This window comes from Megasphaera micronuciformis F0359, from assembly GCF_000165735.1.
GTDB lineage: Bacteria > Bacillota > Negativicutes > Veillonellales > Megasphaeraceae > Megasphaera > Megasphaera micronuciformis.
The window spans coordinates 40,057-64,317 of sequence record NZ_GL538209.1 but is presented as its reverse complement, the minus strand read 5'-3'; the positions used below and the strand labels follow the sequence as shown (position 1 = coordinate 64,317).

At 45.2% G+C, this 24,261-nt stretch carries 21 protein-coding genes; 3 read left to right on the top strand and 18 right to left on the bottom strand.

Features of this window, described 5'->3' with window-relative positions; translation table 11 throughout:
• Positions 1-126 precede the first annotated feature (126 nt).
• Positions 127-1,467, bottom strand: coding sequence for a hypothetical protein (locus HMPREF9429_RS08255; RefSeq protein WP_040774492.1), 1,341 nt, complete (start codon positions 1,465-1,467; stop codon positions 127-129).
• A 331-nt stretch (positions 1,468-1,798) separates the two neighbouring features.
• On the opposite strand from HMPREF9429_RS08255, the gene HMPREF9429_RS08250 reads away from it, so the two are divergent.
• Genes HMPREF9429_RS08250 through HMPREF9429_RS08240 form a run of 3 tightly spaced genes read left to right on the top strand, consistent with a single transcriptional unit; the run spans position 1,799 to position 4,019 of the window.
• A complete protein-coding gene (locus HMPREF9429_RS08250) occupies positions 1,799-2,566 on the top strand; it encodes a basic amino acid ABC transporter substrate-binding protein (protein WP_006943060.1) in 768 nt (255 codons plus the stop codon).
• A 31-nt stretch (positions 2,567-2,597) separates the two neighbouring features.
• On the top strand, positions 2,598-3,233 hold the full coding sequence (locus HMPREF9429_RS08245; RefSeq protein WP_006943059.1) for an HAD family hydrolase: 636 nt from the start codon (positions 2,598-2,600) through the stop codon (positions 3,231-3,233).
• 12 nt (positions 3,234-3,245) lie between these two features.
• A complete protein-coding gene (locus tag HMPREF9429_RS08240) occupies positions 3,246-4,019 on the top strand; it encodes a basic amino acid ABC transporter substrate-binding protein (protein WP_006943058.1) in 774 nt (257 codons plus the stop codon).
• A gap of 90 nt (positions 4,020-4,109) precedes the next feature.
• Here HMPREF9429_RS08240 and HMPREF9429_RS08235 read toward each other — a convergent pair whose 3' ends face one another.
• The 17 genes from HMPREF9429_RS08235 to HMPREF9429_RS08155 form a co-directional block, all read right to left on the bottom strand.
• Entirely contained in the window at positions 4,110-5,378 is a 1,269-nt protein-coding gene (locus HMPREF9429_RS08235) for a hypothetical protein (protein WP_006943057.1), read from the bottom strand.
• 10 nt (positions 5,379-5,388) lie between these two features.
• Complete coding sequence (gene whiA / locus HMPREF9429_RS08230; RefSeq protein WP_006943056.1) at positions 5,389-6,309, bottom strand: DNA-binding protein WhiA; 921 nt, start codon at positions 6,307-6,309, stop codon at positions 5,389-5,391.
• Positions 6,310-6,317: 8 nt separating this feature from the next.
• A complete protein-coding gene (locus HMPREF9429_RS08225) occupies positions 6,318-7,661 on the bottom strand; it encodes a gluconeogenesis factor YvcK family protein (RefSeq protein ID WP_006943055.1) in 1,344 nt (447 codons plus the stop codon).
• A 12-nt stretch (positions 7,662-7,673) separates the two neighbouring features.
• The gene (gene rapZ / locus HMPREF9429_RS08220) at positions 7,674-8,585 is read right to left on the bottom strand and encodes an RNase adapter RapZ (protein ID WP_006943054.1); all 912 of its coding nucleotides are present in this window, start codon (positions 8,583-8,585) and stop codon (positions 7,674-7,676) included.
• A gap of 17 nt (positions 8,586-8,602) precedes the next feature.
• On the bottom strand, positions 8,603-9,400 hold the full coding sequence (locus HMPREF9429_RS08215) for a Cof-type HAD-IIB family hydrolase (RefSeq protein ID WP_006943053.1): 798 nt from the start codon (positions 9,398-9,400) through the stop codon (positions 8,603-8,605).
• Complete coding sequence (locus HMPREF9429_RS08210) at positions 9,393-9,785, bottom strand: hypothetical protein (RefSeq protein WP_006943052.1); 393 nt, start codon at positions 9,783-9,785, stop codon at positions 9,393-9,395. Before HMPREF9429_RS08210 ends, HMPREF9429_RS08215 begins: the two co-directional genes overlap by 8 nt.
• Positions 9,786-9,871: 86 nt before the next feature.
• On the bottom strand, positions 9,872-10,375 hold the full coding sequence (locus HMPREF9429_RS08205; RefSeq protein ID WP_006943051.1) for a DivIVA domain-containing protein: 504 nt from the start codon (positions 10,373-10,375) through the stop codon (positions 9,872-9,874).
• Between the two features lie 28 nt (positions 10,376-10,403).
• A complete protein-coding gene (locus HMPREF9429_RS08200) occupies positions 10,404-11,189 on the bottom strand; it encodes a YlmH family RNA-binding protein (RefSeq protein WP_006943050.1) in 786 nt (261 codons plus the stop codon).
• 12 nt (positions 11,190-11,201) lie between these two features.
• Positions 11,202-11,699 carry a cell division protein SepF gene (locus HMPREF9429_RS08195; protein ID WP_006943045.1) on the bottom strand — a complete coding sequence of 166 codons (498 nt, stop codon included), beginning with the start codon at positions 11,697-11,699 and terminating at the stop codon, positions 11,202-11,204.
• Between the two features lie 13 nt (positions 11,700-11,712).
• The gene (locus HMPREF9429_RS08190) at positions 11,713-12,396 is read right to left on the bottom strand and encodes a YggS family pyridoxal phosphate-dependent enzyme (protein WP_040774491.1); all 684 of its coding nucleotides are present in this window, start codon (positions 12,394-12,396) and stop codon (positions 11,713-11,715) included.
• A gap of 89 nt (positions 12,397-12,485) precedes the next feature.
• Entirely contained in the window at positions 12,486-13,268 is a 783-nt protein-coding gene (locus HMPREF9429_RS08185) for a polyphenol oxidase family protein (RefSeq protein ID WP_006943043.1), read from the bottom strand.
• The gene (locus HMPREF9429_RS08180) at positions 13,249-14,997 is read right to left on the bottom strand and encodes a B12-binding domain-containing radical SAM protein (RefSeq protein WP_040774490.1); all 1,749 of its coding nucleotides are present in this window, start codon (positions 14,995-14,997) and stop codon (positions 13,249-13,251) included. The genes HMPREF9429_RS08185 and HMPREF9429_RS08180 overlap by 20 nt, the downstream gene beginning before the upstream one ends.
• Before the next feature lie 118 nt (positions 14,998-15,115).
• Positions 15,116-16,141 carry a phosphate acetyltransferase gene (gene pta / locus HMPREF9429_RS08175; protein ID WP_006943040.1) on the bottom strand — a complete coding sequence of 342 codons (1,026 nt, stop codon included), beginning with the start codon at positions 16,139-16,141 and terminating at the stop codon, positions 15,116-15,118.
• Positions 16,142-16,219: 78 nt separating this feature from the next.
• Positions 16,220-17,287 (bottom strand): flavodoxin family protein, encoded by a 1,068-nt coding sequence (locus HMPREF9429_RS08170; protein WP_006943039.1) that lies wholly within the window; start codon positions 17,285-17,287, stop codon positions 16,220-16,222.
• 16 nt (positions 17,288-17,303) lie between these two features.
• Complete coding sequence (locus HMPREF9429_RS08165; RefSeq protein ID WP_006943038.1) at positions 17,304-18,269, bottom strand: lactate/malate family dehydrogenase; 966 nt, start codon at positions 18,267-18,269, stop codon at positions 17,304-17,306.
• Positions 18,270-18,290: 21 nt separating this feature from the next.
• A complete protein-coding gene (locus HMPREF9429_RS08160) occupies positions 18,291-23,114 on the bottom strand; it encodes a nicotinate-nicotinamide nucleotide adenylyltransferase (RefSeq protein WP_006943037.1) in 4,824 nt (1,607 codons plus the stop codon).
• A gap of 184 nt (positions 23,115-23,298) precedes the next feature.
• Entirely contained in the window at positions 23,299-24,198 is a 900-nt protein-coding gene (locus tag HMPREF9429_RS08155) for a CpXC domain-containing protein (protein ID WP_083801182.1), read from the bottom strand.
• Positions 24,199-24,261: the final 63 nt, after the last annotated feature.

The window sequence follows — 24,261 nt, the reverse complement described above, 5'->3', positions numbered from 1 at the left end:
GTTTGGCGACTCGTTTATCTTACCGCATTCACTTTCTCTTGTCAACCTCTTTTTATCTGTTTTTTCCGTTTTATATATATAAAAGCGGGGCATACAAAATTTTGTATGCCCCGTAAGCCTTTTTCTCTACTTATCCGATACAGCAAAGGCCTTTGCGATTGCACTATACAATTTACAGTCCGCTTTGCGAAGAGCTTTAATAAATTCGTCGGAAACAGAGGTTCTTCCCCAATTTTCTATAACAGACTCTATGTGTATATGAATGAGCGTATTTTCTTTTCGTTTCCCTTTACTCCTACGACCGTTGCTTTCACTTACTAATGGTAGAGCTTCCTTGTCTTTAAACGGAACTTCCAACCCTTCTATATCCTTTTTAAGAACATCATATGTCTCTCTTATGATTTCCTGTAAGCGCAAGAAAGTTTCTTCACGATTTAATCCGTTGCCCCGTCCCGATTCATCATAATACCTTAAGGCTAAATACATTCCATTACCGTCAGTATCAATACGCCAAAAGAGGTAGGGGTGTGTTTCGTCACCCCATTCAAGGGGTCTACGCCAAAATTTTATGTGTGACCAACGTCTGCCGCCGATATTATGGCCGGAATTAATAACACGACTTCCGTCTCCCCTTGTCCGGGACTCCCACATTCGACGACTGATTCCCAAAGCCGTTTCACCGTCAAATAAGATACGTAAAAAATAATACGGCACGACTTCCGTAGTCTTTAATAGAGTTTTTAAATCCGCCCCTTCCGTCAAGGCACGCTCATACAAATTCGCTTTGTCCAAGAACTCTTCATGCAAATAAGTGCTATACATGCTTACGATTTCACTGTCATGAACATATGTATCAACGACTTTGACTAAATCCTCGGCAGACACTGCCAAAACAGGAATCGCCTCTTCGCTCAGTTTTCTTTTCAGTTTTCTTTTCAGTTTTCTTTCCCGTTTCACCGTATCCCAGTCGGCATCACTGAAAAATCCCGTCTTTACATAGGCTACGAAACAGTTAAACCAGCACTCTTTCAACGTATATTCATTACGCACAATTTTTTTTAAATCTTCTTCTATATCTTTATTCCTACTGTCTTCTATCGAAAGACTGTCCAACAAGTTGCCTAGTTCCGTTAAATACGTTTGTATCTGATCGTCATGCTCCGATGTGTTCACCTTGTCTTCAATAACCAGGGCATCTACCGTCTGATCACTATACACTACCAAAGCCAGAACATCCATATGCTTAAATTGCCGCCTGATAACAACACCTTTAATCTTCGGCAAGGCATCATTCTTACGGCCTGACAGCAAGGCATCATTCTTACGGCCTGACAGCAAGGCCCAAAAACTTCTACCGAGTCCATATAATGGCGAGTCTTCATTCCGATTTAAACAATCCAAGGCCCAGCAGAAAAAAGCGTCTTGCGAAAGTTCACTCGTAGCAAATGCAAAAAGGTTGTGTTTCACACTCATACCTCCGTTCGTGTCACTCCTTATCCTCTTAATTATACTAGATTTTCTTTTATTTTTAACATCTTTCTTTATGGGTATATCGTTCTTTTCTGCCATACCGGTGTATCATATTCCTCAATTACCTTCTTTACACGCTTTGATTTAAACAGCCTCTTCTGTCCGCTTTATTAATTTTTATGTCTTTATTTTTCTTCTTATTCGCATAGCTAAGCCATTCTACACTGCTTATTTATCGTTTGCTTTTATTTTTATTCATTTTTTACTTGTTTTTATTTATCCATTGTTGTATACTTATACCATCTTAAAGAAAGGTAGGCGATTTTATATGTTTAAAAAATTTCTCGCACTTATTACTCTTACTCTCATTGCTGTCAGTGCCTTAACAGGTTGCGGCACCTCGAGTCCTCAAGGCAACACCGAAAAAACGCTCATCATAGGCATGAACCCCAACTTCCCACCTTTCGAATTTACGCAAGGTGAAGACTACGTCGGCTTCGATGTAGATTTATCCAAGGCTATTGCCGAGAAGTTGGGCATGAAACCCGAAATCAAGGCCATGGCGTTTGACGGACTCATTCCGGCTTTGCAAAGCGGTCAAATAGACTTAATTGCTTCGGGCATGGATGCCACTCCCGAAAGAAGAGAGCATGTTAATTTCACACAAACATATTTTAAAGACGGATATACGATTGTCGTACGCAAAGATAATGACACCATTCACAGCTTTGATGATTTAAAAGATATAACCGTAGGTGCGCAAATGGGTACTAAAGCAGCCGATTATGCCAAACAATACGGGGCTGTAGTAAAAGAATTTAACCAAAACGACCAATGTTGGATGGAGTTAGAATCACATACATGTGATGCCGTAGTCGTTAACAGAGTCGTGGCTTTATACTTCCTAAATCAAGGAGGAAATAAAGCTTTTAAAACAGTCGGCGAACCTATTCTGTCGGCCGGCGTAGCAATGGCCACGACAAAAGAAAATTCAGAATTGACCGCAAAGGTCGACAAGGCCTTGGATGAATTGAAAGCTGACGGCACATATGCTACATTATATAAGAAATGGTTCGGTACGGAACCGACCTATTAACCTGTTAGTAACATAAAGACAAGGATTCATTATGTACAAGGCTTATATTTTTGACTTTGATTACACTTTGGCAAATTCCGAAAAAGGAATTGTCATGTGCTTTGAAAAACTCTTTGCCGATGAAGGATATGGTCCTTTTCCTAAAGATGTAATACGACGAACCATCGGTATGACTATGTACGACGCCATGGCTCAATTGACAGGCGAAACCGATTCGTCTAAAATAAAATCACTTATAAACTTATATAAGATACGGTATTCCGATGTTTTAATGACAGCCAACACCCGTTTATATGACGACACGATTCCCGTGTTGACTCATTTAAAGAAAAACGGAGCTCTGTGTTGTATTGTTTCAACCAAAACCCGCTCCCGAATTTCGGAAACCTTACAGCGTGACGGCATAGAGTCACTCATCGACTGCATTATCGGTTTTGAAGACGTAACGGAACCGAAGCCTTCCGGTGAAGGGATTCATCTCATTCTACATCGCTTCGACCTTGCTCATAGCGATGTGCTCTACATCGGCGACAGTCTGATTGATATGGACACGGCGCGAGCTGCCGGCGTTAATTTTGCCGCCGTTACGACAGGTATGACAACGGTTGCCGATTTTACAGCAGCCGGTCAGTATAGAATTCTGCAAAATCTAAGCGAATTAATTTAGGAGGGTTTTACAATGAAAAAGAAGTATTTAGCAGTATTAGCTGCATCAGTGGCAGCCGTATCCCTTTTTGCTGCCGGTTGCGGCAGCAGTTCATCCACCTCTTCGTCTTCGGAAAAGACCTTGGTTGTCGGCACTGAACCCACTTTCCCGCCTTTTGAATTTACAGAAAATGAAAAAGACGTAGGCTTTGACATAGACTTAGCCCAGGCTATTTGTGATAAATTGGGCTACAAGATGGAAGTTAAAAACATGGGCTTCGACGCTCTTATCCCTGCACTGCAAAGCGGTCAAATAGATTTAATTGCAGCCGGAATGGATGCGACACCTGAACGTCAGGAAAAAGTAAATTTCACGGACGTATACTTTAAGGGCGGTTACTCTGTTGTCGTAAGAAAAGATAATACAGATATTACAGGCTTCGACTCCCTTTCAGGAAAAACCGTAGGCGCACAAGTGGGATCAAAACCGGTTGAAATCGCGCAAGAACACGGCGCAACAGTTAAACAGTTCGACACGAATACACAAGGCTGGATGGAATTGGAAGCCGGTACAATTGATGCCGTCGCTATCGATCAGGCTGTCGCACTCTACTATTTACAGCAGGGCGGCAACGCTAAGTTAAAACTGGCCGGCGAACCCATTCTTTCTCGCGGCGTCGCTATGGCAACCGCCAAAGACAAAACTGATTTGACACAACAAATTAACAAGGCTCTCCAAGACTTAAAAGCTGACGGAACTTATGCTAAGTTGTATAAAAAATGGTTCGGAACGGAACCGAAAGAATAATTATCTTTCACAGAAAGCAAACACCGATGTCTGCCGGATACATCTGGCAAGACATCGGTGTTTTTCTATGCCTGTTTCAGGCATTATACACTATTTTGTTTCTTCTACGTCCAAGAGATGGACAGGCGGCGTAGAATGGTCACTTGCTTCGACATCACGATTTTCAGCGGCCTGATCATCCGATCGATCCACTTTCACAGCCGAGTCGAGTAGCGCTTTCAAACGATTTTCCTCATCGGTCACGTCTTTTACAACAGTTTTCGCAACCTCATCGGGTACCAAAATATACCGAACGGGCAGGTTCGCCGCACCGGGCGGCATGAAATGTATGTTAACGACATCTCCGCTCTTAAATGTCGTTACATATTCTATGGCGTAAGCATTGCCGAACCCCATGCTATGTCCCGTTCGAGGCAAGCCTACCGTTTCCGTCGATGATTCACCGCCGTGTTTTCTCGTCACTTCAACAACGCCCGAATATTCTCCGCCAATGGGATTAAAGTACAAATGCACAGGCCCTTTTCCCTTTGTATCTACAGTTACCGTGTAGTCAACACCGTAATTACCGAAATTTTCAGACGGGCGATTGTCAAGTATATCCGGCCCTTTTAAAAACGGGTCACTCTGTCCGTCAGCTAAGAGAATATATGAAATACCGTCCTTCGGAGTATAAGGAACCAAGGTTTTCAGGGCCCGATCCTTACCCTTAAACCGGCCACGTAATTTCACATCATCACTGGACAATAAAAAGGCGCGTTTCATAAACTCATGAGGATCTTCATACGCAGGCATCATAACGGAAGAGACCTGTGCTGCTCCGTCTACTCGAAAATCGACAATCCCTGAAAATAATTGGTCGGGGTACACAACAACATCATTCAAGCGTTCGTCAAGAAGGGCCGTGCTCCGCGGCTGAACCGTAATCTTATATTCTTTTTGTTTATCCTTATAGTAAATTTCCGATAGTTCCCTGCCTACGCCGTAGTAATCTTCACTGGGATGACTGTACCAGGACCCGTGCACATAAATATCAACGGGCTTATCCTCCGTATTGGATGCGACAACAAGTATTTTTTTATTCTCACTCGTCTGATTAACATGGTAAAAGTACATACGACTATCACCTCGTACCATGTCACTATACAGCATGCCGTCACGTGTTGCGTACTCAGGGCTGTCGGAAAACAACAAATTTCCCGTATCCTTCGGAATCCCTAAGGCTATCTGTTTCATAGGTAACCGTACTATCTTATCGGCCACAGCCGGCGTTCGTACATCGGCACCGTATACGGTAAACCCGGCTAAGACAGCAAAGGCCGCTACCGTACATTGCAAGAAATGTTTCTTACCAAACTTCATATGTTTCTTCCTACCTTTCCGTTTTTTCGGCTAATTGTCGAATTTTACTGAAACGATGTGACAGCCCCGACTTGGATATGCCTGACATCTCGGCCAATTCACCGAGTGTCGCCTCCGGATTTTCCAACCGTATCTCGGCGGTCTCTCGCAATTTAGGCGACAGTTCCCCATATCTCCCCGAAACTTGTAATCGCTCAATATCACGAATCTGTCCTATTGCCGCATCAACGGTCTTTTGCAAATTGGCCGTTTCACAATTAACCACTCGATTCACATTATTGCGCATCTCTTTAAGGACTCTCACACTTTCAAACTCCAAGTAAGCTCTGTCGGCACCTATATATTGTAAAAAGTCAGATACTCCGTTTCCTTCTTTTATGTAGACCAAAAACTCGCCCTTGCGATCCGTCATCTTAGCCGGCAATTTAAAGCGATGCATTAACTTCAATAAAAATGCGGCTAACCTTTCATGTTCCGTCATGAGCTCCAAATGGTAATCACCGTTAGGCTTGTTAACCGAACCGCCTCCCATAAACGCACCGCGAAGAAAGGCTCGCCCGCATTCACTTTTTTTTAATCCCAGCTTGGAAAAATCCCGGTCTTCGGGCCATACAGCTAAATTTTCCAAAGCCGACGTCGTTTCAACTGTCGGCGATAAACGCAAGACATAATAATTCTTTTTGCGTAGTTTCAAACCTCGACGCACACTGACTTCCGGCGGAACCCGTGAAATCAGTCGCCACCCTGAAAGAGCTCGACGGGCTACGGCATTATTGGCAGTGCTGAATTCCAATCCTGCCGTACAATCGGCGGTACCGTGTAATACAGTACCGCCGATACATAACAAAGCAGCCAACTCGGCTCGACGAACCCTTTCGTCCGTCGTCTCGTAATGAGCGATTTCATTTTTCACATCTTCCGCAAAGGACATAATGCCTCCTAGTGCTTACGATTATATCGTTTCAAATAATAATTTAAAAGTTGAGGAGATAAGTCACTGCGCAAGGCATTGATTAAATCGAAGAGAACAGTCGCTAATTTTTTGGGGTCATGAGTAGAACCCGTTTCCTTACTGACGAGGTCCGCTAAAATGACCGTTGCGCCTTCTTTCCCCGTTTCTTTTTTGTCAATGCGCACAGGTTGTTGCCCCGCCTCTGCATAGTGCTGCAATACAGCCGGTTCGACAGCCCCGTTATTGGCCAGTACAAAATCTATAATCTCCGCTCCTGCATGACGATTAATCGCCGCCACATGGTCGGACACACTATAGCCGTCCGTTTCACCGGGCTGAGTCATTACATTACAAATATAAATTTTCTTTGCCTCGCTCTCTCTGATTGCCGCTGCAATATCAGGAATAAGCAAGTTCGGCATAATACTGGTATACAAGCTGCCGGGGCCAAGAACGATAGCATCCGCTTCGCGGATAGCCTGAATAGCGGATGTTACGGCTTTCGGTTCTGCCGGCGTCGTAAAGACCCGCTTTATTTTCCCCTTCACCAAGGGAATCTGCGACTCACCTTGTACAACAGTGCCGTCTGTCATTTCCGCATTAAGCAGAATCGTTTCCGCTGACGAAGGAATGACATTACCTCGTATTTTCAAAATCTTACTGGTCGCATCCATGGCTCCTTCGGCATCGCCCAATACTTCAATAAGTGCAGCAATAAAAAGATTGCCGAAGCTATGTCCCGATAAGTTACCGGATCCGCCGAAGCGATGGTCAAAGAGTTTTTCCATCAGCCCTTCTTTATCGGCCATAGCCACCAAGCAGTTACGTAAGTCTCCGGGGGCTATCATATCCAAGTCCTGCCGAATACGACCGGATGAGCCGCCGTCATCAGCAACCGTAACAACAGCCGTTAAATTATAAGTCTTACTTTTCAAGCCGCGTAGCAGAACGGATAAGCCCGTACCGCCGCCGATAACGACAACCTTCGGTCCCTTGGACAGTTTAAGATTTTCTAAAATCAGGTCACTGAAATTACCCGACTCACCGGGCATGACAATGGATAACATATTACGAACCAGCCGGCGAGTAGTCCACCCCATGACCAATAGACCTGCAAAAAGTATGACTATACCCGACGAAGCCAACACCGTATAGTTGTAATGACCTGTCACTTCATACAGCATGCGAAAAGTCCATTCTTCCAAAGCCCCAATCCATTCATAGTTGAAGGTAAGAATCAAACCGAAGCTGGTAATCATCATTCCGATACCAAAAAGAAATAGCCATCGTTTGACATGAACACCGGGACGCAACCATCTGAAAAGTTTCATAAGAAGTCTCTCCTATCGTTCGTCCCCTTCATATCCGGGGGCATCGCATTTTACTTCATTTTTATCCATATCGCGGTGTTCAATCGTCACCGGCACCTGTTGTTCACGCAAATGCTTATACATGGCTTCCGCCATCGCTACACTGCGATGTAACCCGCCGGTACAACCGACTGCAATCACCAACTGGCCCTTTCCCTCAGCTTTATAGTGAGGTAAAAGAAAATCGATAAAAGAAAACCATTTTTCTTTGAATACGCTCGTTACATCCGACGCTTCCACATAATCGCGAACTGCCGGAACTCGCCCTGTAGAGTGACGTAGTTCTTCCACATAAAAAGGATTGGGCAAAAAGCGTACATCTTCTACAATATCGGCATCAATGGGAATGCCGTATTTAAAGCCGAAGGACACTACCGTCACTGACAGTTTTTCATCCTTTTTTCGTAACGTATATTTTTTTCGAAAAACTTCCCGCAATTCCTTCATAGTCAGCCCTGTCGTGTCAAGGATGACATCGGCATGTCTTCTCAGTTGAGCAAAACGTTCTCTTTCCACCTCAATGCCCTTACTGATTCTCCCTTGTACGGCAAAAGGGTGAACCCTGCGCATTTCCTTATAACGACTGATCAAGGTTCGTTCCGAAGCTTCCATAAAGACAACTTCACAGGAAATCCCTCGGTCTCTCATATCTTTTACGGCCTTTTCCAAGCCGCCCAGATAAGCGTCATCGCCTATATCGGCACTGACAGCTACATGCCGAACCCGGTCTCCGCCGCTTTTGGCACAAATCGAAGCAAATTCGGGAATCAGTGCCGGCGGAATATTGTCGATACAAAAATACCCCATATTTTCCAAAATTTGCAATGCATGGCTCTTTCCCGAACCGGACATACCTGTAAGAATGATTAAATGAAACTGTCCCATACAAGTTCCCCCTCGTGTTACAAAACGAATCGTTCCAAGGCAACGGCGACGCCGTCTTCATTATTGCTTTCTGTCACAAAGTCTGCCGCTTTTTTCACTTCATCCGCACTATTGGCGACAGCTACGGAAAAGCCCGCTTTCTTTAACATTTCCGTATCATTTTGTCCGTTACCGAATGCCATAGCTCGACTCACATCAATTTTATAGTAATCACACACAACTTCCAGAGCCCTTCCCTTAGAGGTTCCCGAAGCCATAATTTCCAAATATTCAGAGCGTGAAAACAACAGTTCCGCTTCCTGCCCGGTCACCTTACGCAAATACTCCTTTACGGCCGGCAACTCATCGGCTCGTCCGTGTATGAGTATCTTATCAGCCCCTTGTTGAGGAATTTTGCCAATAGTTCCCGTTTCTACGGCGCATATACCCGTATGCCGTTCATAGGATTCTACAAACGCGTTCTTTTCTCTGACATATAAAGTATCATTAATATAGGTCTGTGCCGTCCATCCGTGTCTAAAAGCCTCCTTGTTAATCTGTGCCGTAAGCTCGGGTGACAAGGTCTTTTCATACAATTTTTCACCGGATATTTTCTGAATCAAGGCTCCTGAAAATAAGATCAACGGCATGTCGGGAAGTGCAAGCAAGTCCGCATAAGGTTTGGCCGTAGCATACATTCTGCCTGTAGCAATAACGGTGATAATACCCTCTTTTGCCAAACGGTGCAGGTCATGCAGCGTTCGTTCCGATATAGTCCCGTCATCACGCAACAATGTATCGTCCAAATCAAAGGCTATCAGTTCGGGCTTATTCATAATTCTTCTCCGTCGGCTTCCACTCGAAAGGCTTTCCTTCGCTTTTGTCTCCATGTGAAGTTCTCACATCAGCCGATAGCTCGTCACCAAACTCTTTGCTTAATGCATCTATTTTCTCAACCTGCTCAGGTGTCGCCTTATCCTTATTTGTAAGGGCCGTCTCCACCATTTTTATCATTTCGTAATGGGTAAGAGGGTAGGTCGGACTTACTCTATCCCGTCCGACTCCGGTCAATCCTGCCTCTGTCAGTTCTTTTACATATATATAGGCTTGCGATTTTTTCTCGACAGCATCAAACGGATTGGGAGCATACGGATTATAAGCCCATACTGACGAAGTAATCGCCCCTACTGCCAATAGGGTCATCATAATGGCTTTTTTCATTTTTGTCTCCTATGAGATAAAAAATATACTCTCCGGCAACTGCATTCGATACAGTCACATAGAGAGCATATCATGTCATTCAAAGCTTAATTTTCTTCCGATTCCACGGTTTCCGGCGTTTCTGCAACACCCTCTTCAGAAGAGCCGTCAATAACCATATCGTCCAAAAGGCGCAACTGGCTTGTCAAGATAGCTCTACATTTAGCACGGAAAGCATTCGTCTGAGCTTTCAGGCTGTCTACTTCCTGCTGCGTCGTCTGCATGTTAATAGACGTTTCGTCTACCATTTGCTTTTTCTTGTTTTCCGCTTCCTGTAAAATAAGCTCTGCCTCTTTACGAGCCTGTACCTTGACATTTTCCGCCGTTTCTTGAGCCAGCATCAAAGTACTGTTCATCGTTGCTTCCATTTTTTCATATTGAGCCAACTTATCCTGCAACGACTCACAACGTTCCTTCAGTTCGCTGTATTCACGATAAACTTTTTCATAATCTGTCGCAAGAGTTTCCATAAAATTATCTACGTCTTCTTCAGCATATCCGCGAAAGCCCTTTTTAAACTCTTTATTATGAATATCCATAGGTGTCAGCATAGTACAATTCCTCCTCTGATCCGTTTCTTTATATAAACCGTTTAAGCAATACGCCTGTGCGTCCCTTTCTTGACGTTCCTGTAATCTCCGCCACTTCCATACGCCCTTTGCCGCGTAAAGAAATAACCGTTCCGGCACCGACTTCCTGTGCCGGTCCCTTAGCAGGTTGCCAATTGACCTGTACGCGCTCGCCTTTAATAGCCTCAGCCGCTTTTGTCCGCGATATACCGAAACCGGACGAGACAATAGCATCCAATCGCAGAGAAGCTACAGTGGTCTTTACTTCCTTGACCTTCTCTTTTCGAGGCGGTATATCAGATAAAGGAATCTCCGTTACCGTTACGGTTACCATGGCTATTTTTTCCAGGTTTTGCCGCAAATAATCATACAAAGTCGAGTCAGCTAAAATAACGGCCCCGTCTTCATGCATAATAATATCGCCGAAACGACTCCGATCAATACCGAGACCCGTTAAAGAGCCCAATACGTCGCGGTGTCCCAACAGTCGATACCGTACATCCCATGTCAGGCGGCAAGCCGTAATACCGAAGTCCACAGGACCGTCATAGTCTTGACGTACAAAGGCCAGCTTTACTCGCTCCGCGCCTTCATAACCGCCGTTGATACGAAGTTCCAAGCCTGTGGCATGAGCCTTGACCGTCTCCCCGATTTGTACAGCACCGGGCGAAGCGAATTCGCTAACTGCATAAGGTCGCCCCTTATTGGTGCTATCCGCCAAGTCGATTAGGCGGGCGGCAAACTCGCCGTTATCCATTCCCTTGTAATAGCGAATAATATTATCTCTGTTTTTCACCCAAAACTCCGTTTATACGCGAGGCGGTTGCTGTGTTTCTTCTCCGCCTGTTTGCCACGACGTAAGTTGCGCCGTGAAATCACCGTAATCACGTTTACCATGGTCGACAGCTACATTGCTGGGCACACACAGGAAGATATCCTTGCCGACTTTTTGGATATTCCCGTCCAATGCATAGGTTGCCCCGCTAATGAAATCAACAACCCGTTTGGAAACATCTGCCGCCGTATTCTCGAAATTAATGACAACCGGCTTGCGTTCACGTAAATAATCGGCAATATTTTGAGAGTCATCAAAAGTTTCCGGTTCGACAATCATCATCTTCATCGGCCGATCGGACTGGGCACTGCCTAAGGAAGAACGACGAGGCGCTGCGACGGTGCGACGAGCCGGCTGTGCTTCTTCCACTTCATCTTCTTCATCTACATAGTCGTCATCATTTTCGTAATCGTCGTCATTGAACCCGCCTACGTTGTTAACTACTTTGTTCCATAAACTTTTCAATCCCATGATAAAATCCTCCTTAGTAATTTCTCGGTCCGAATATAGCCGTACCGACGCGGACAATATTGGCGCCTTCTTCAATTGCTATCTCAAAATCGTGAGTCATGCCCATTGATAAATAACGGACCTGCCCGTCAGGAAATTTTCCTTTCATGTCATCGTACAAGGCCTTTGCAATACGAAATACGGGCCTCGTCTCTTCGACATTTTCAAAGTTGGGTGCCATGCACATAAAACCGCAAACGCGTACGTGTTGAGCCTCCTTAGCCAAACAACACAACTTTGGAAACTCTTCGACGGCAGCTCCGGTTTTACTCTCTTCTCGAGCTACATTTACTTGCAATAAAATATCCTGTACTTTCCCGATTTTTTCCGCCTCTTTGTCAATCGCCGCCAGCAAATGTTGCGAGTCGACGGAGTGAATGAGGTCGAAATGAGCTACGGCCTGCTTCACTTTATTGGTCTGTAAATGACCGATAAGGTGCCACTTCAGCTTATTATCGGGGAATGCTTTTTGCTTGTCCGTTCCTTCCTTCACCCGGTTTTCACCTACATCGGTAACGCCGCATGAAGCCGCTTCAATCATATCCTCTACAGGATGATTCTTCGTAACGGCAACAAGAGTTACCGTATCGACTCGACCTGCTCGAGCCATAGCTGAAGCCATGCGCGAGCGGACATTTTCAAGGTTTTCTGCAATCAAGCCGTATCCCCCTGTCTAAAAAAAACTTATACGTTCCTATTATATATAGTTATCTGCACAATTACCAGTCTTTTTTACAAAAAGCTTTGTTATAGTAATAAAGCGAAAACCGTATTACGCCCGCAATAAATGCCTTGCCGTCGCAAAGAAAAAAATCGCTCTCTTTCTTTATAAGTACACGAGTTGCTGACGAATATATGCTGACTGTCGACTCCGCCCTGTTTCAGCTCCCTTTCAACCGCCTCTTTCATATTCACATGCACGGTTAATCCTATCTCACCTTGCTTTTTCATCAAAGCATCGGCAACATTTACGGTTACATACTCCTCCGAAGCAGCCGGACCGATATAGGCAAACAACTCTTCGGGTCTACTTCCGTAAATGATATTCATTGCAAAAAGGACGGACGAAACCAATCTACTTTTCAATTCCGGAATATCTGCCGTCACTACGGCACAGGCATGATGTTGTGCATCAAAAAGAATAAGCGGCACTGCATCGGCGGCAAACATGAATAAAGGAGTATCTCGCAAATCCGTCATCAGGGCCTTCGTTCTTTTTAACGCACAGAAATAATCTCCCGCTCCAGCCCCCCGCTCAGCTTCTCCTACGACGACAATATGTCCCGGCTCACCGGTTCCTGTCGTCGTAATGTTCAAAGGGTCGCAAGCTAAAGCGGCACAAAGACGTCGTCTGTTCTCTAACACGGAAAAAGCGGTATCACCGCCTTCAAAGTCACAGTTCAAGGAAGCATATTCTCCGGAACTGCATCCGCCAACCCGTTCCGTCACACCGTGTAAAAATGAGAAATTCCGTAATTCAGGCCAGTCTTCCCAGATTGGATCTATTTTCTTAGAGATTCGGACAGTCATGAGAACCTCCGCAAACTCGGCACCGTTTACAACCGTCAAAGCAGGGCAGTGTATACTCACCCTTCTCGGCTTTAACTAATTCTTCCTCTAAATAGCCTTCTTTCAATCCCGTATCAAGAACGGCCCAAGGCAGAATTTCATCTAAATCCCGCTGTCTGTATAAAAAGGCGTCACTGTCGAATTTCAACTCTTTCACAGCCCGTTTCCATCCCTTCACACCGCCGTACTCCCATGACTTTGCCAAGACGGCACCGACCCGTCTGTCGCCACGTGAAAGAATGGCCTGTATATAACATTCCCGAGTTGATTCGATTAACACTTCAATACGCCTGTCCTTTTTAAAAGCCGCCTTGATAGAGGCCAACCGGGCATCAACCGTCTTTTTGTCCGTTACGGCCATCCACTGAAAAGGTGTACACGGCTTTGGGATAAAGGGGTTGATACTCAGCGTAATTTTACTCATATTGCCTATGGACGACATGTGATCACGCACACGCAACGTCATGTCGATAATTCCCTGTATATCTTCGTCCGTTTCCATCGGCAGTCCCACCATAATGTACATACGGACATGTTTAATACCTGCTGCTGTAGCCAAATCGACCGAATGCATCAGATGTTCTTCTTCAATTCCTTTATTAATAATGTTACGCATATGTACACTGCCGGCTTCAGGCGCCAGCGTAATCGTTTTCTGCCCGCTTTCTGCAAGGCCTTTGACGATTACCGGCGTTATCGAATCGGCTCGCAAAGACGCACAGGAAAACGATAATTTTTCACTGCGAATAAATTCAACCAATTCGTCAATGTGTGGATAATCGGAAATAGCCGCTCCCATGAGACCGATTTTCTTTCCCGCCGCCTTGCCGCGCAAAACCGCCTCTTTTACATACGCCAGAGGTCGCATGCGCGGCTTACGATAGCAATATCCGGCCATACAAAATCGACAATGGCGACCGCAACCGCGCCCTACTTCCACCAAATACATGGCACCGAATTCAGTATGCGGCGTATCGACTACCGTTTCTCCCGGTAAAGTTAACTCTGCCCATTGCCGTTCTACCTTTAAAGGGGCTCCGTCATGCCGTATGATGGCCAATAACCGTCCCGTTTCATCATAGCGGTGTTCATATAAGGACGGTATGTACATTCCCGGTACCTTCGCCAGTGCCTTCAAGGTCTCTTTTCTCGTATATCCTCTTTCCTTACATTCATTAAGGCAATCAAGGAAGTCGGGAATCGTCGTTTCCCCTTCACCGACAATGCATACATCGATAAACGGAGTAAGCGGTTCGGGATTGAAGAAGGCTACCGGCCCACCCATAACAACCAACGGCTCGTCTTCCCCTCGTTCGGACGCAAGAACCGTGATCCGACTGCGTGCCAACAGTTCCGGTACATGGAAATAATCCATTTCAAAATTAACGGAAATTCCGACCACTTCAAAGTCTCTTACAGGACGGGCATTTTCTACAGTTAGCAAGGGCGTATTTGACTTTTCATATAAACCGGCCAACTTGCCGTCAGGCAGAAATGCTCGTTCGCATTGCCAATCATTCCGTTTATTGACAATATCGTAGACGATTTGAAATCCCAAATTACTCATGGCTACTTCGTATGTATTGGCGTAACAGACAGCCATAGTCCGTCTCGTGCCGAAGGGATATGAGTAATATCCCCGTTCTGCACTTCTTATATTTTTAAGTTCTTGTTCAATTTCCCAAGACACGAAGTTCCTCCTGCATCTACGTCAAACTCTATATGCCCTATTTTACCACATTCGATAAAGCAAGCTTAAGACGAAAAAAATCGGACCCGGCCGAGACCGAATCCGATTTTTATAAAACTTATGCGTTTTTCTTTTCTTTATCTACTGCAATAGCATCGGAGCAGCAAACGGCAACAACGTCCGCCACATCTTCTGCCGAAGCACCGCGAGACAAGTCAAGTACCGGTTTGGCAAGGCCTTGTACCAAGGGTCCTAAAGCCGTCGCATTGGCAAAACGCTGTACCAACTTGTACCCGATATTAGCCGCATCTAAGCTGGGGAATACAAGAATATTGGCATGACCTGCAACTTTCGAACCCGGAGCTTTATTTGCGCCGACTTCCGGAACGATAGCCGCATCGGCCTGAATTTCACCGTCAAATTCGAAGTCTACGTTACGGGACTTAAGTATTTCGACAGCTTCACGTACAACATCAACAGAGCCGCCACTGCCGCTTCCCTTAGTGGAATAAGAAAGCATAGCAACCTTCGGGTTAAGAATCTGAACAGTACGACGTGCACGATCAACACACATAGTAGCAATATCAGCCAACTGTTCAGCAGTCGGATCAGGAATAACGCCGCAGTCACCGAGAACGAGAATACCGTTATCACCGTACTGAGGAGTATTGGTAATCAAAATAAAGGCACTTGATACGGTCTTATTGCCCGGCTTAGGCCCGATAACCTGTAAACCGGCACGAATAACATCAGCCGAAGTCGTAGCCGCCCCGGATACAACACCGTCAGCATCGCCGAGAGCCAAGATACCGCAAGCAAACATAGTGTAATTATTCAGCATAATTTCACGAGCTTTTTCCGGTGTCATGCCCTTTTTTTCACGTTTTTTTGCAAAATAAGCACATAATTCGTCCATACGGGCATATGTTGCAGGATCGATAATTTCAGCACCTTCCAATGTGATTTGGAATTTTTCGGCATCTTTGTGAATCTGTTCTTCACTACCGATCAGGATAATTTTGGCAAAACCGTCCGCCAATACGCGTTCAGCTGCTTTCAATACACGACGGCTGTTAGTTTCGGGCAAGACGATTCTTTTCTGTGCCTTGCTTACGCGAGCCTTCAAGTCATCTGTAAATCTCATTGAGTACCACCCCTTAATAGCTACTTAATAACAATTAATACCAATACATTATAATACAAATACGGGTACCTGCAAACACTATTTATACTTTCCTTCTATATGAGAAGCCATTAGGCGTGCCTTTTCTTCTATCTTTTCACACGCAAGAATGCTCTTCGGTTCGTGTGCCGTCTCAACGAGGGCAAAATACGGCGGTAACATGAAATTTTTGTTAAGACACATGGTTGAGGCGATTTGCTCAGCCACAATGTCCCCGCCGCTATAACCGGAAACTACCAGAGCATACAAGCGCTTTGCCGCAAAATTATCGTATTCGGAACGAAACAGTGCCGTCAGACGATTAAAAAAGGCCGCCATATTAGCTCCCACGGCATCATTGTAATTGGGACATGCGAGCAGAAGGGCATTGCATCGTTTCAAAGCCGGATATACGGATTCCACCATATGCCCGCCGTAAAAGCAGGCACTCTGCTCCCCGTAATGCAAACACATTTCGTAAGCACACCCGCGACAATCAATCAGTTCCCCGTCAAGGAGGGAGATTTCTTCTACACACGTCGCTGCCGTCAAATTTTTTTTCACCATTTCCCATAAAAGTAAGGTGTTTGATGTGGAATGCCGGCTCGCATGCACGACAAGAAGCCTCGTTGTTTCAGGCTGTTGCGGTAAGGGGCCGGACAGCTTTTCTACCAGATCGCAAACGGCAAGTATATAGGCCTCTTTCTTGGAAACCTTTCTGATGCGGGCACGAACAGTAAAATTATATAATGATCCCGTGCCTTCTACAAGCGGGGTACCGGGAAAGATGCAACCGGCACGATTAGCTATAAATAACAACTCACGTGCCGTCTTTTTAGTAAATAATTCATCGGGTCCGTCAACAAGAATGCCGCCACGAACACCTGCCAACAAGGTCTTGTTTTCGTATAATACGGCAACGAGTTTTCTGTATGCCTCATTATAACCGCCTGCACCCAATGCTATGACAAACAGACACGCACTCCCCTCTAAGCGCCCCGTTAAGTCCTGCAACTCTTCCGGGGTCTCCGTCCGGATATACTTGTGTCCGACCAACGCTTGTTTTAAAGCCTCATCCTGACGCCTGCGTACCGTTTCGTCACCGCCTTGTAATCGGATGATGTACATGATATCACCGTCCTTTTTACGACAAAGTGCAAAGGGTCAAGTAAGCCTTACAAATCCGCCTATACAAGTCATCGGGAAGATCCGGGTCTTCATACTCTATATGTCCGGAGATAAATCTGTTTCGCACCCCCATAAATGCCCCCCGTTCTTCATCTCCCAACCACACTGAACCGTAATGCCATTGTCCGCGTAAGGCATAAAGAATAGACAGTGCCGCTGATGACAAGGCCGGGGCAATATACGGTTTGTAGCCCAAATCACGGACAACAAGATTAGCCGTTACGACCCTCTCCGTTAACTGTCGAGAAAGTTCGTCATCATAATCCTTCAAACTGTCGGCTACGACTAAATCGGCCCCGTGCGGCCCGTATACGCGCCCCTCGGCTTTAAATCTTTCACCTATACCGTTTTTTTCAGCATAATACAAGGCTCGTCCGTACATCACTCCCAAGCCGAATCCTTGCACATATCCGGGCGGCACTGCCGCTTCTTTTAAAAACACTCGACATAACGGATCCACGGGATCCGACACGATGCAGGTCAGCCCGGAGAATTTTCGTTCGCGAGCTAAACAAGCAAAATGCTTCACCAATCCTTTGTTTGCTTCGTACTGGGCCATGCGCACATCCCCTCCGACACTTACCGGCGGCACAGCCTTAGTAGCACAAAAGATAAAGACATCACAATCAAAGAGTGTCTCTTCCGTCACAATTTCAACGGGCGGCACCCGCACAGACCCGTCAGGATAAATGATTTGATTCATCTCCATTTCCAGCCGTTCCAGATTGGCCTTGTTAATGTCATACATACCGCATCGGTCAAGACAATCTCCGCCTAAAAGGCGCAGACCTGTCAGCATAGTAGTCCCTACATCACCGAGAGCCGCAATATTTACTTTCAAACGCCGTTGCGGCATTTGAAACGCAACTAAGTCTATAGTCTTAAGAATGCCCGCTTCCTTTGGTAAATCATGAATATACATGATATATCTCCTATTTAGAACCTACGAATTTTTCCATCGAAATCTTAGTAATTGTTCAATATCATTTTCTATAAACCGTGACGGATTCATACTCTTATCAAAGATTACTCCGGGGTTCATATCGGGAATGCGCAAGGGTGAAACCACCTCACCCAGACGTTTCAAAGTTAGGCGTCTTTCAAATGTCTGCTGATATGTCTCCTGCAAAGTTTCCATAATGTGCAGTGCATTTTTCAGGCAAGTGAGCGAATACCGGTATACGGCCTCGTCATCCCCCTTACCGATAAATCCGGGTTTTACATAAGGCAAGACAAGATTGATGAACGGATTGTCATCGCCGCTTCCGTCAGCCTGCATAATACTGTCGCCCCCTAAGAAAGGATAACAGTCGCGTTCATTCAGCCATACCTCCAGAGTAGGCAGAAAGTAAGCACACTCAGCCCGTATTCCCCATTCACTCATCATATCGGCCGCCCGACCTGTCATTACACCTGTTAAGACGGCCTTAATATCGATTCCGCATTCCTCTAAATAAGGAACGAGCATACGCATGCGATAACCCTTATGTAATAAATCGTCAATCAACATCACCGGCCGATTAAAGGAGCGGATAGTCTTTACCTGATTTATTACAGACGAATAGTACCGTGATTCCGCCATTTTAAAACCTCGCACAGACCGTTCAAAATACTTTTCTATGTGTAAAGCCTTCGTTACCGTATTGGGTATTAAGACATCACTTAAGGTCTTACCGAAGGGTACGGACATGTACGGACCGTAACGTCGTTTACCGTCATTTACTGCGGAAACCCCGTTCAAGCGCACGGCCTCATTAATAATCTTTTTGTGTACAACGCTCGGGGTAAAGGAAAGAATAAGCTTTCCCGGATAAATGCGTCGCATGGTTTCCAGCAACCGTTCATGAGCCTTATCCAAAGCCTGTAATACCGTAAGGTTCTTGTTAAACGGATTTTTCAAAACAGTTTCCACATCTCTAAAAAGAACCACGGGACTCTTCAGGCTGACGGCATATACCGGATCGGCTCCGGGCGGGGCAATATTCTGAAATCCTCTGTCTTGCAAGGCCTCAATCATCGCTTCATCCCCGTAGCCGCCGACCGCATCAACAGGGTGATACAAGGCATATGCATAATCTTGGGCAATAAGAGCGGTCATCAGCTCCGTAATAAGAATTTCCCGAATATCTCCCGCTGCAACCGCCATCCGGGTATAAAGGAAGCCGATGGACGCAACGGATCCTTCCGCAGCCTCACGGATGCGAGACGCAATATCCGTATCACCGAATTCGGTGTGCAATTCACGAATACCCACATGATGAGCCGCCGCATAAGCGATGACTTGTCGTTCCTTTTCGGTCCACTCTATATACAAAGAACGAACATCATCACGGCAAACATAGGATGAAACACACATACCGTCGTAGCCTGCGGCATTCAATTCTCCTGCAGACGGCATCTCTTCACTCTTTTGATGCGTTTCAAAGAGGCTTATATCCATGTTCTTTGCATCAAAAACGTGCTTGTATGCCGGTTCACGTAAATATAAATTATTTTCATAAATAAACTGCTGTGCCACCGCATCGATAAGATTCGATATATCCCGATTTAAGTCGATGTTCTCACGAATACGCGTAGAGCTGATATCCTCATAAAACTTATCCAGCTTTAAGGTGATTAAGTCTCCCTGTACGGGATGACAAAACGATTCGGGATCGTATTTTCCGTCTCTTGTCTCCCGCTCAAAAGCAATATGATTCAATGTGTGAACTGAGTGTTCCGACGGCTCATTTCTGTATGCCGACGCATTTTCTATAACGTCCGTACCGACAGCCAAGTACAGTTCGCGACCCGCAAAAATTTCTTTCAACCTCTTCAGGTCGGACGGGTTAGCCATATTGATAGAAATATCGTCGGGGAAGGGGTAAATATGCTCTTTATCGGCAACGGACATATTCATAATCTTCCTTCGCATCAAGCGCGGCTGTGTATGCTTCGACCAAGAAAATTCATCAAGTGCCAAATACACGTCAAAGCCCAAATCTCGAATCTGAATGGCAATCGCTTTATGGCCCAGGCTGAAAGGATCGAAGGTTCCCGGATAAAAGCACACCTTGCGAGGTGGGGCAAAATCAAAACGTTCCCGTTCCAATCGATGAATCCCGATATAGCGATAAATGTGATTAAGCACTGCCGCATTGTTATAAAAATCGAGAGCCTCTTCTCGTTGCTCAGACAATAAGACGAGCAATTTCTTATACGCATGAGAAAAGAAAAAATCCACTTCATCCAAAGACAAGACAGGGTTGGCAAAGATAAACCGCCCCATTTGTCTAAAGGCATCGCGACTCAGTTCCCTGTTAAAGTGCGCATATGTCTTAATCATGATATACAGTAATCGCCGTTTCCGACTCTCGTTTCGAATTTCTTCCTGGGGAAAGCGTTCGGCAAATTCCTGAAAATTGCCGACCATGACACCCACCGTATGAACCATTGAGGCGGCTACATGAGTCGTGGCCGTTACAATTTGATTTTCAATATTACCGATAAATTCATCCACTTCGCTCGGCGACAGTTGTAATACAAGCCGGCCTAAATATTCGGGAACATACTTTGATATGCGCAAATCTCCCAATTCGAGACCGTTAAACAGTTCCACGGCAATTTCATTGCGTTGTGTAAACGTCATATGGGAGGCAACTCGCAACAAAGCCGCACCGGCGGCGGCTCTAACGAAACAACTTTCGCTGACTTTCAAAACATTGGCTAAATGCGTGCCCAAGTGCATAACGCTGCTCGGCTGATGTGTCATTTGTAAAAAGTGTAAAAGAATCTCTATATTAGCGGCCTTAATGACCCAGTGAGTGCTCATCTTCAAATTGTCCAGAAAAAGAGCCCCCGATTCTTCATTTAAGTCCGCCTCATTAGCCGAAAGTCTCAAGGTCTTCAACAAGTCGGCAAAGTACATCTCCTCATCATACGCATCTACCAGAGTGGCTTTGCAACGCAAAGCCGCAACGCGTACATTTAAATCGGCATGACTCAAAGCCGCTTCGATAAAAGTCCCCAAGGTTTCAATAAATCCCGTTGCACCCTGTATAATATCAGCGCGATTCAAGGCAGTAAGCAAGACAATGAAAATCTCACTTTGATAGTTCGTGCGGCTATAGTATCGTTGTAAAATATCCAAATATTCCCGGCGCTCATCTTCATCACAATATTGTAAGGCACTTTGCACAAATTCTCCCAGGCAGTAGGAAATCCAGTTCCGATGTTGCTGCGTAAAACGCCAGCCGGGCTTTACGATTAGCGACATGTAATGTGCGAAAAGGCCGGCACTGGTTACCTCTCTGGGGGGTAAAGTAACGCCTTCGGGAATTTCCTTTCGATACTTTTCTTCAAAAGTCGCGACAATATTTCCCATCAATCTGGCAGCCTGCATACGAATGTCTACATCCTGATACGACAAAATTTCATAAAGAAATTGCAGTGTAATCGTTTTCTGGCGCTCCGTCATATATGTAAAATACTCTTCAAGCGTACTTATGTAATTACGTACATTCTTCCAACTGCGCTCACTGCGAGCCCCTTCCAAAAAACGTGAAAACTCATTCCCTTTTTGGAAAAGACGCATCATACGGATATTGTGATCAATAGCCGTATAGGTCAAAGCGCGAACGACCGATTCCCCTTCCTGCAACACAGGCTCCTCATTCTCACGTTTTCCCGGACTGGCCGGCCAATCGGAAAAATCATCAGGTAAAACCGTATTGACACCGGACATAGTCATATATTGTTCAAAGTCGGCCAACTTCTCGTACACTCTTTGATAGCGATGCTTTTTAGCCTCGTCTACATTATCCAGCTTTTGCAAAATAACATCAAAAGCTTCTTTTAATGTATAGAAACAAACTTTTTCACGACCGTTTTCTCGCCGACTTTTAACGCGAAAATCAGCATAAATTAATAACAACGCCTCAACCGGCAAGTTTTCCAGTTCCAAATCCCAAACAGAGTGGTTTGCCGCAATATGACCGATTTCGGGGATACCTACACGGCGACAACAAAGATCCGTATAAAAATAGTGCAGGTACGGAACTCTGCGTTCTTCGCTCTTCTTGGACCCGTACTTTCCTATGTCATGTACAGCTGCCGCTCCGGATACAATGGCTACATCAACGGGCACCCCGGCGGCAAAAAGTTGCCGTGCCGCGTATACAGCCACATAATGCACCCCTCCTATATGTCCCAGTGTATCGTAAGGGGTAATGGCATAGCCGATACGCATAAATTCATAAATATAATACTCCGTACTGATGTCGCGAAGTTTCAGATATTCTTCACTAAAGCCGTTTTCTATAATCTCTTCCGGCGACAAAAATCTCATTTCCCGTAAAGGAGAAAACGGAAGATATCGGCGTTCAAATCTATATAGGCTACGCAAAATCTGCAACACAACGGCACGTCCCAATCCGTACTCATCATCTCGAGACAGCACCGTTTCAATGTGATCGTCTGTCCAATAAGCCACATTTTCCGGATAAATACGGGCCAGTATATAGTAATAACAATATTTTAACCAACCGCATGACGGCTCGTTTACCAGCACCGGTATATGCCGCTTTAAAACACCCGGTACGGCCTCGGTTCTAAAACGACCGTCTTCATTTGTCATGAATGCGACTTCCGCAACGGCCTCATCTACAGAAGTTCGTGTAATAATACGGTCCAAGGCTTCTGCCGTAAGATTGATTTGTTTTAAAAATCGTCTTGTATGCAAGCCTTCTTTAACCATATCCGTCAAATTTGAAAGAGTGTATGCATTCATACCCGTTCTCCTATAATTATTTATCAACAGAACTATATATCTTGATTATATATCCTTACGCAGGGCGACGAAAGAACCCCACCGCTTTATACATACGCTAAGACCTTTTTATACGTCTACAGCATAACAAAAAAACCGCACCTTATCTAAAAGGCACGGTTTTCGTTACCCTGATCTATCAGTTTTACAAGTCGACATGATATAGTTCTTTAGCCAAGGTCTTCACCCACAGGCTGATGAGTTCTTCATATTTCTTATTTTGTTCTTGTGCCGCCTCAGTCGTTTGCATAACAAAATTGTGTGCCGTTTCATAAGTAAACCGGAAAAACTCGCCGCGACGATTATATAAGTCCAGCCCGTCCAGCAAAGGTCGGAAGATGTCGTCCGTTACCTGTATTACCCGATCCGTCAAGGGATATACATACGCTTGTCCACCCATATCGGATCGCATAAATACTAATCCGATAGCCCGACTATCTCCTTCTTGTGTGCAATAATCTATATGATACGACTCAAGAGGTAACACTTTACGATCTTCAGCCTTAATCAAACTGTAAGCACCGCTTTTGATGACCTCACAAATGCGATCGTCTACCGAGCTCTCAAGTTCGATAATCTTTTCCCTCAATTCCCCCCAGCTGCGCGTAATGCGACATGTATAATCACTTATGTCCCAATTACCGATTTTTTCAGCCAAAGCTTGTTCCGTAAATTCAAACTTCGGATCAGGCATATTCCAGACGGCGATTTTCCGTTTTTCATCCACATAAATGCAAGGAGCTTCTATGCGCACCCGTTCACCGCAATGCGGACATTCATACATAAACAAATTGCTGTCTGTAAGAATTCTGTCCCTCATTTGTGTCGTTCCGTCAATTTTCTCATATATTATGGTCGTGCCGGCCGCACTGCAAGCCGGACAATTTAGTGGCAATTCGCGTGTTTGCGTATAGGTTTCCGTTTTTTCAATACCCATTATCTTCCCCTCTTTCTTCGGCTCGTATTCCGCCATGTTTCCCGTACGCCCAGTATACCAAACAGAAAGCCTGCTGTCATCGTCAGCACACATTCCCCGTCTATTCATAAGCTACACATATACCGTTATGTGCTACACTGTATTACCCATTTGTATAGTACAGTGTACAAA

Bases quoted from the DNA above. Each gene is read 5' to 3' on its own strand.
- rapZ (WP_006943054.1), bottom strand. From the start codon at position 8,585: ATGGGACAGTTTCATTTAATCATTCTTACAGGTATGTCCGGTTCGGGA.
- HMPREF9429_RS08160 (WP_006943037.1), bottom strand. From the start codon at position 23,114: ATGAATGCATACACTCTTTCAAATTTGACGGATATGGTTAAAGAAGGC.
- HMPREF9429_RS08205 (WP_006943051.1), bottom strand. From the start codon at position 10,375: ATGCTGACACCTATGGATATTCATAATAAAGAGTTTAAAAAGGGCTTT.
- HMPREF9429_RS08250 (WP_006943060.1), top strand. From the start codon at position 1,799: ATGTTTAAAAAATTTCTCGCACTTATTACTCTTACTCTCATTGCTGTC.
- whiA (WP_006943056.1), bottom strand. From the start codon at position 6,309: ATGTCCTTTGCGGAAGATGTGAAAAATGAAATCGCTCATTACGAGACG.
- HMPREF9429_RS08235 (WP_006943057.1), bottom strand. From the start codon at position 5,378: ATGAAGTTTGGTAAGAAACATTTCTTGCAATGTACGGTAGCGGCCTTT.
- HMPREF9429_RS08165 (WP_006943038.1), bottom strand. From the start codon at position 18,269: ATGTATATTCATGATTTACCAAAGGAAGCGGGCATTCTTAAGACTATA.
- HMPREF9429_RS08225 (WP_006943055.1), bottom strand. From the start codon at position 7,661: ATGAAACTTTTCAGATGGTTGCGTCCCGGTGTTCATGTCAAACGATGG.
- HMPREF9429_RS08245 (WP_006943059.1), top strand. From the start codon at position 2,598: ATGTACAAGGCTTATATTTTTGACTTTGATTACACTTTGGCAAATTCC.
- HMPREF9429_RS08240 (WP_006943058.1), top strand. From the start codon at position 3,246: ATGAAAAAGAAGTATTTAGCAGTATTAGCTGCATCAGTGGCAGCCGTA.
- HMPREF9429_RS08185 (WP_006943043.1), bottom strand. From the start codon at position 13,268: ATGACTGTCCGAATCTCTAAGAAAATAGATCCAATCTGGGAAGACTGG.
- HMPREF9429_RS08155 (WP_083801182.1), bottom strand. From the start codon at position 24,198: ATGAATAGACGGGGAATGTGTGCTGACGATGACAGCAGGCTTTCTGTT.
- HMPREF9429_RS08170 (WP_006943039.1), bottom strand. From the start codon at position 17,287: ATGTACATCATCCGATTACAAGGCGGTGACGAAACGGTACGCAGGCGT.
- HMPREF9429_RS08210 (WP_006943052.1), bottom strand. From the start codon at position 9,785: ATGAAAAAAGCCATTATGATGACCCTATTGGCAGTAGGGGCGATTACT.
- pta (WP_006943040.1), bottom strand. From the start codon at position 16,141: ATGAGATTTACAGATGACTTGAAGGCTCGCGTAAGCAAGGCACAGAAA.
- HMPREF9429_RS08215 (WP_006943053.1), bottom strand. From the start codon at position 9,400: ATGAATAAGCCCGAACTGATAGCCTTTGATTTGGACGATACATTGTTG.
- HMPREF9429_RS08195 (WP_006943045.1), bottom strand. From the start codon at position 11,699: ATGGGATTGAAAAGTTTATGGAACAAAGTAGTTAACAACGTAGGCGGG.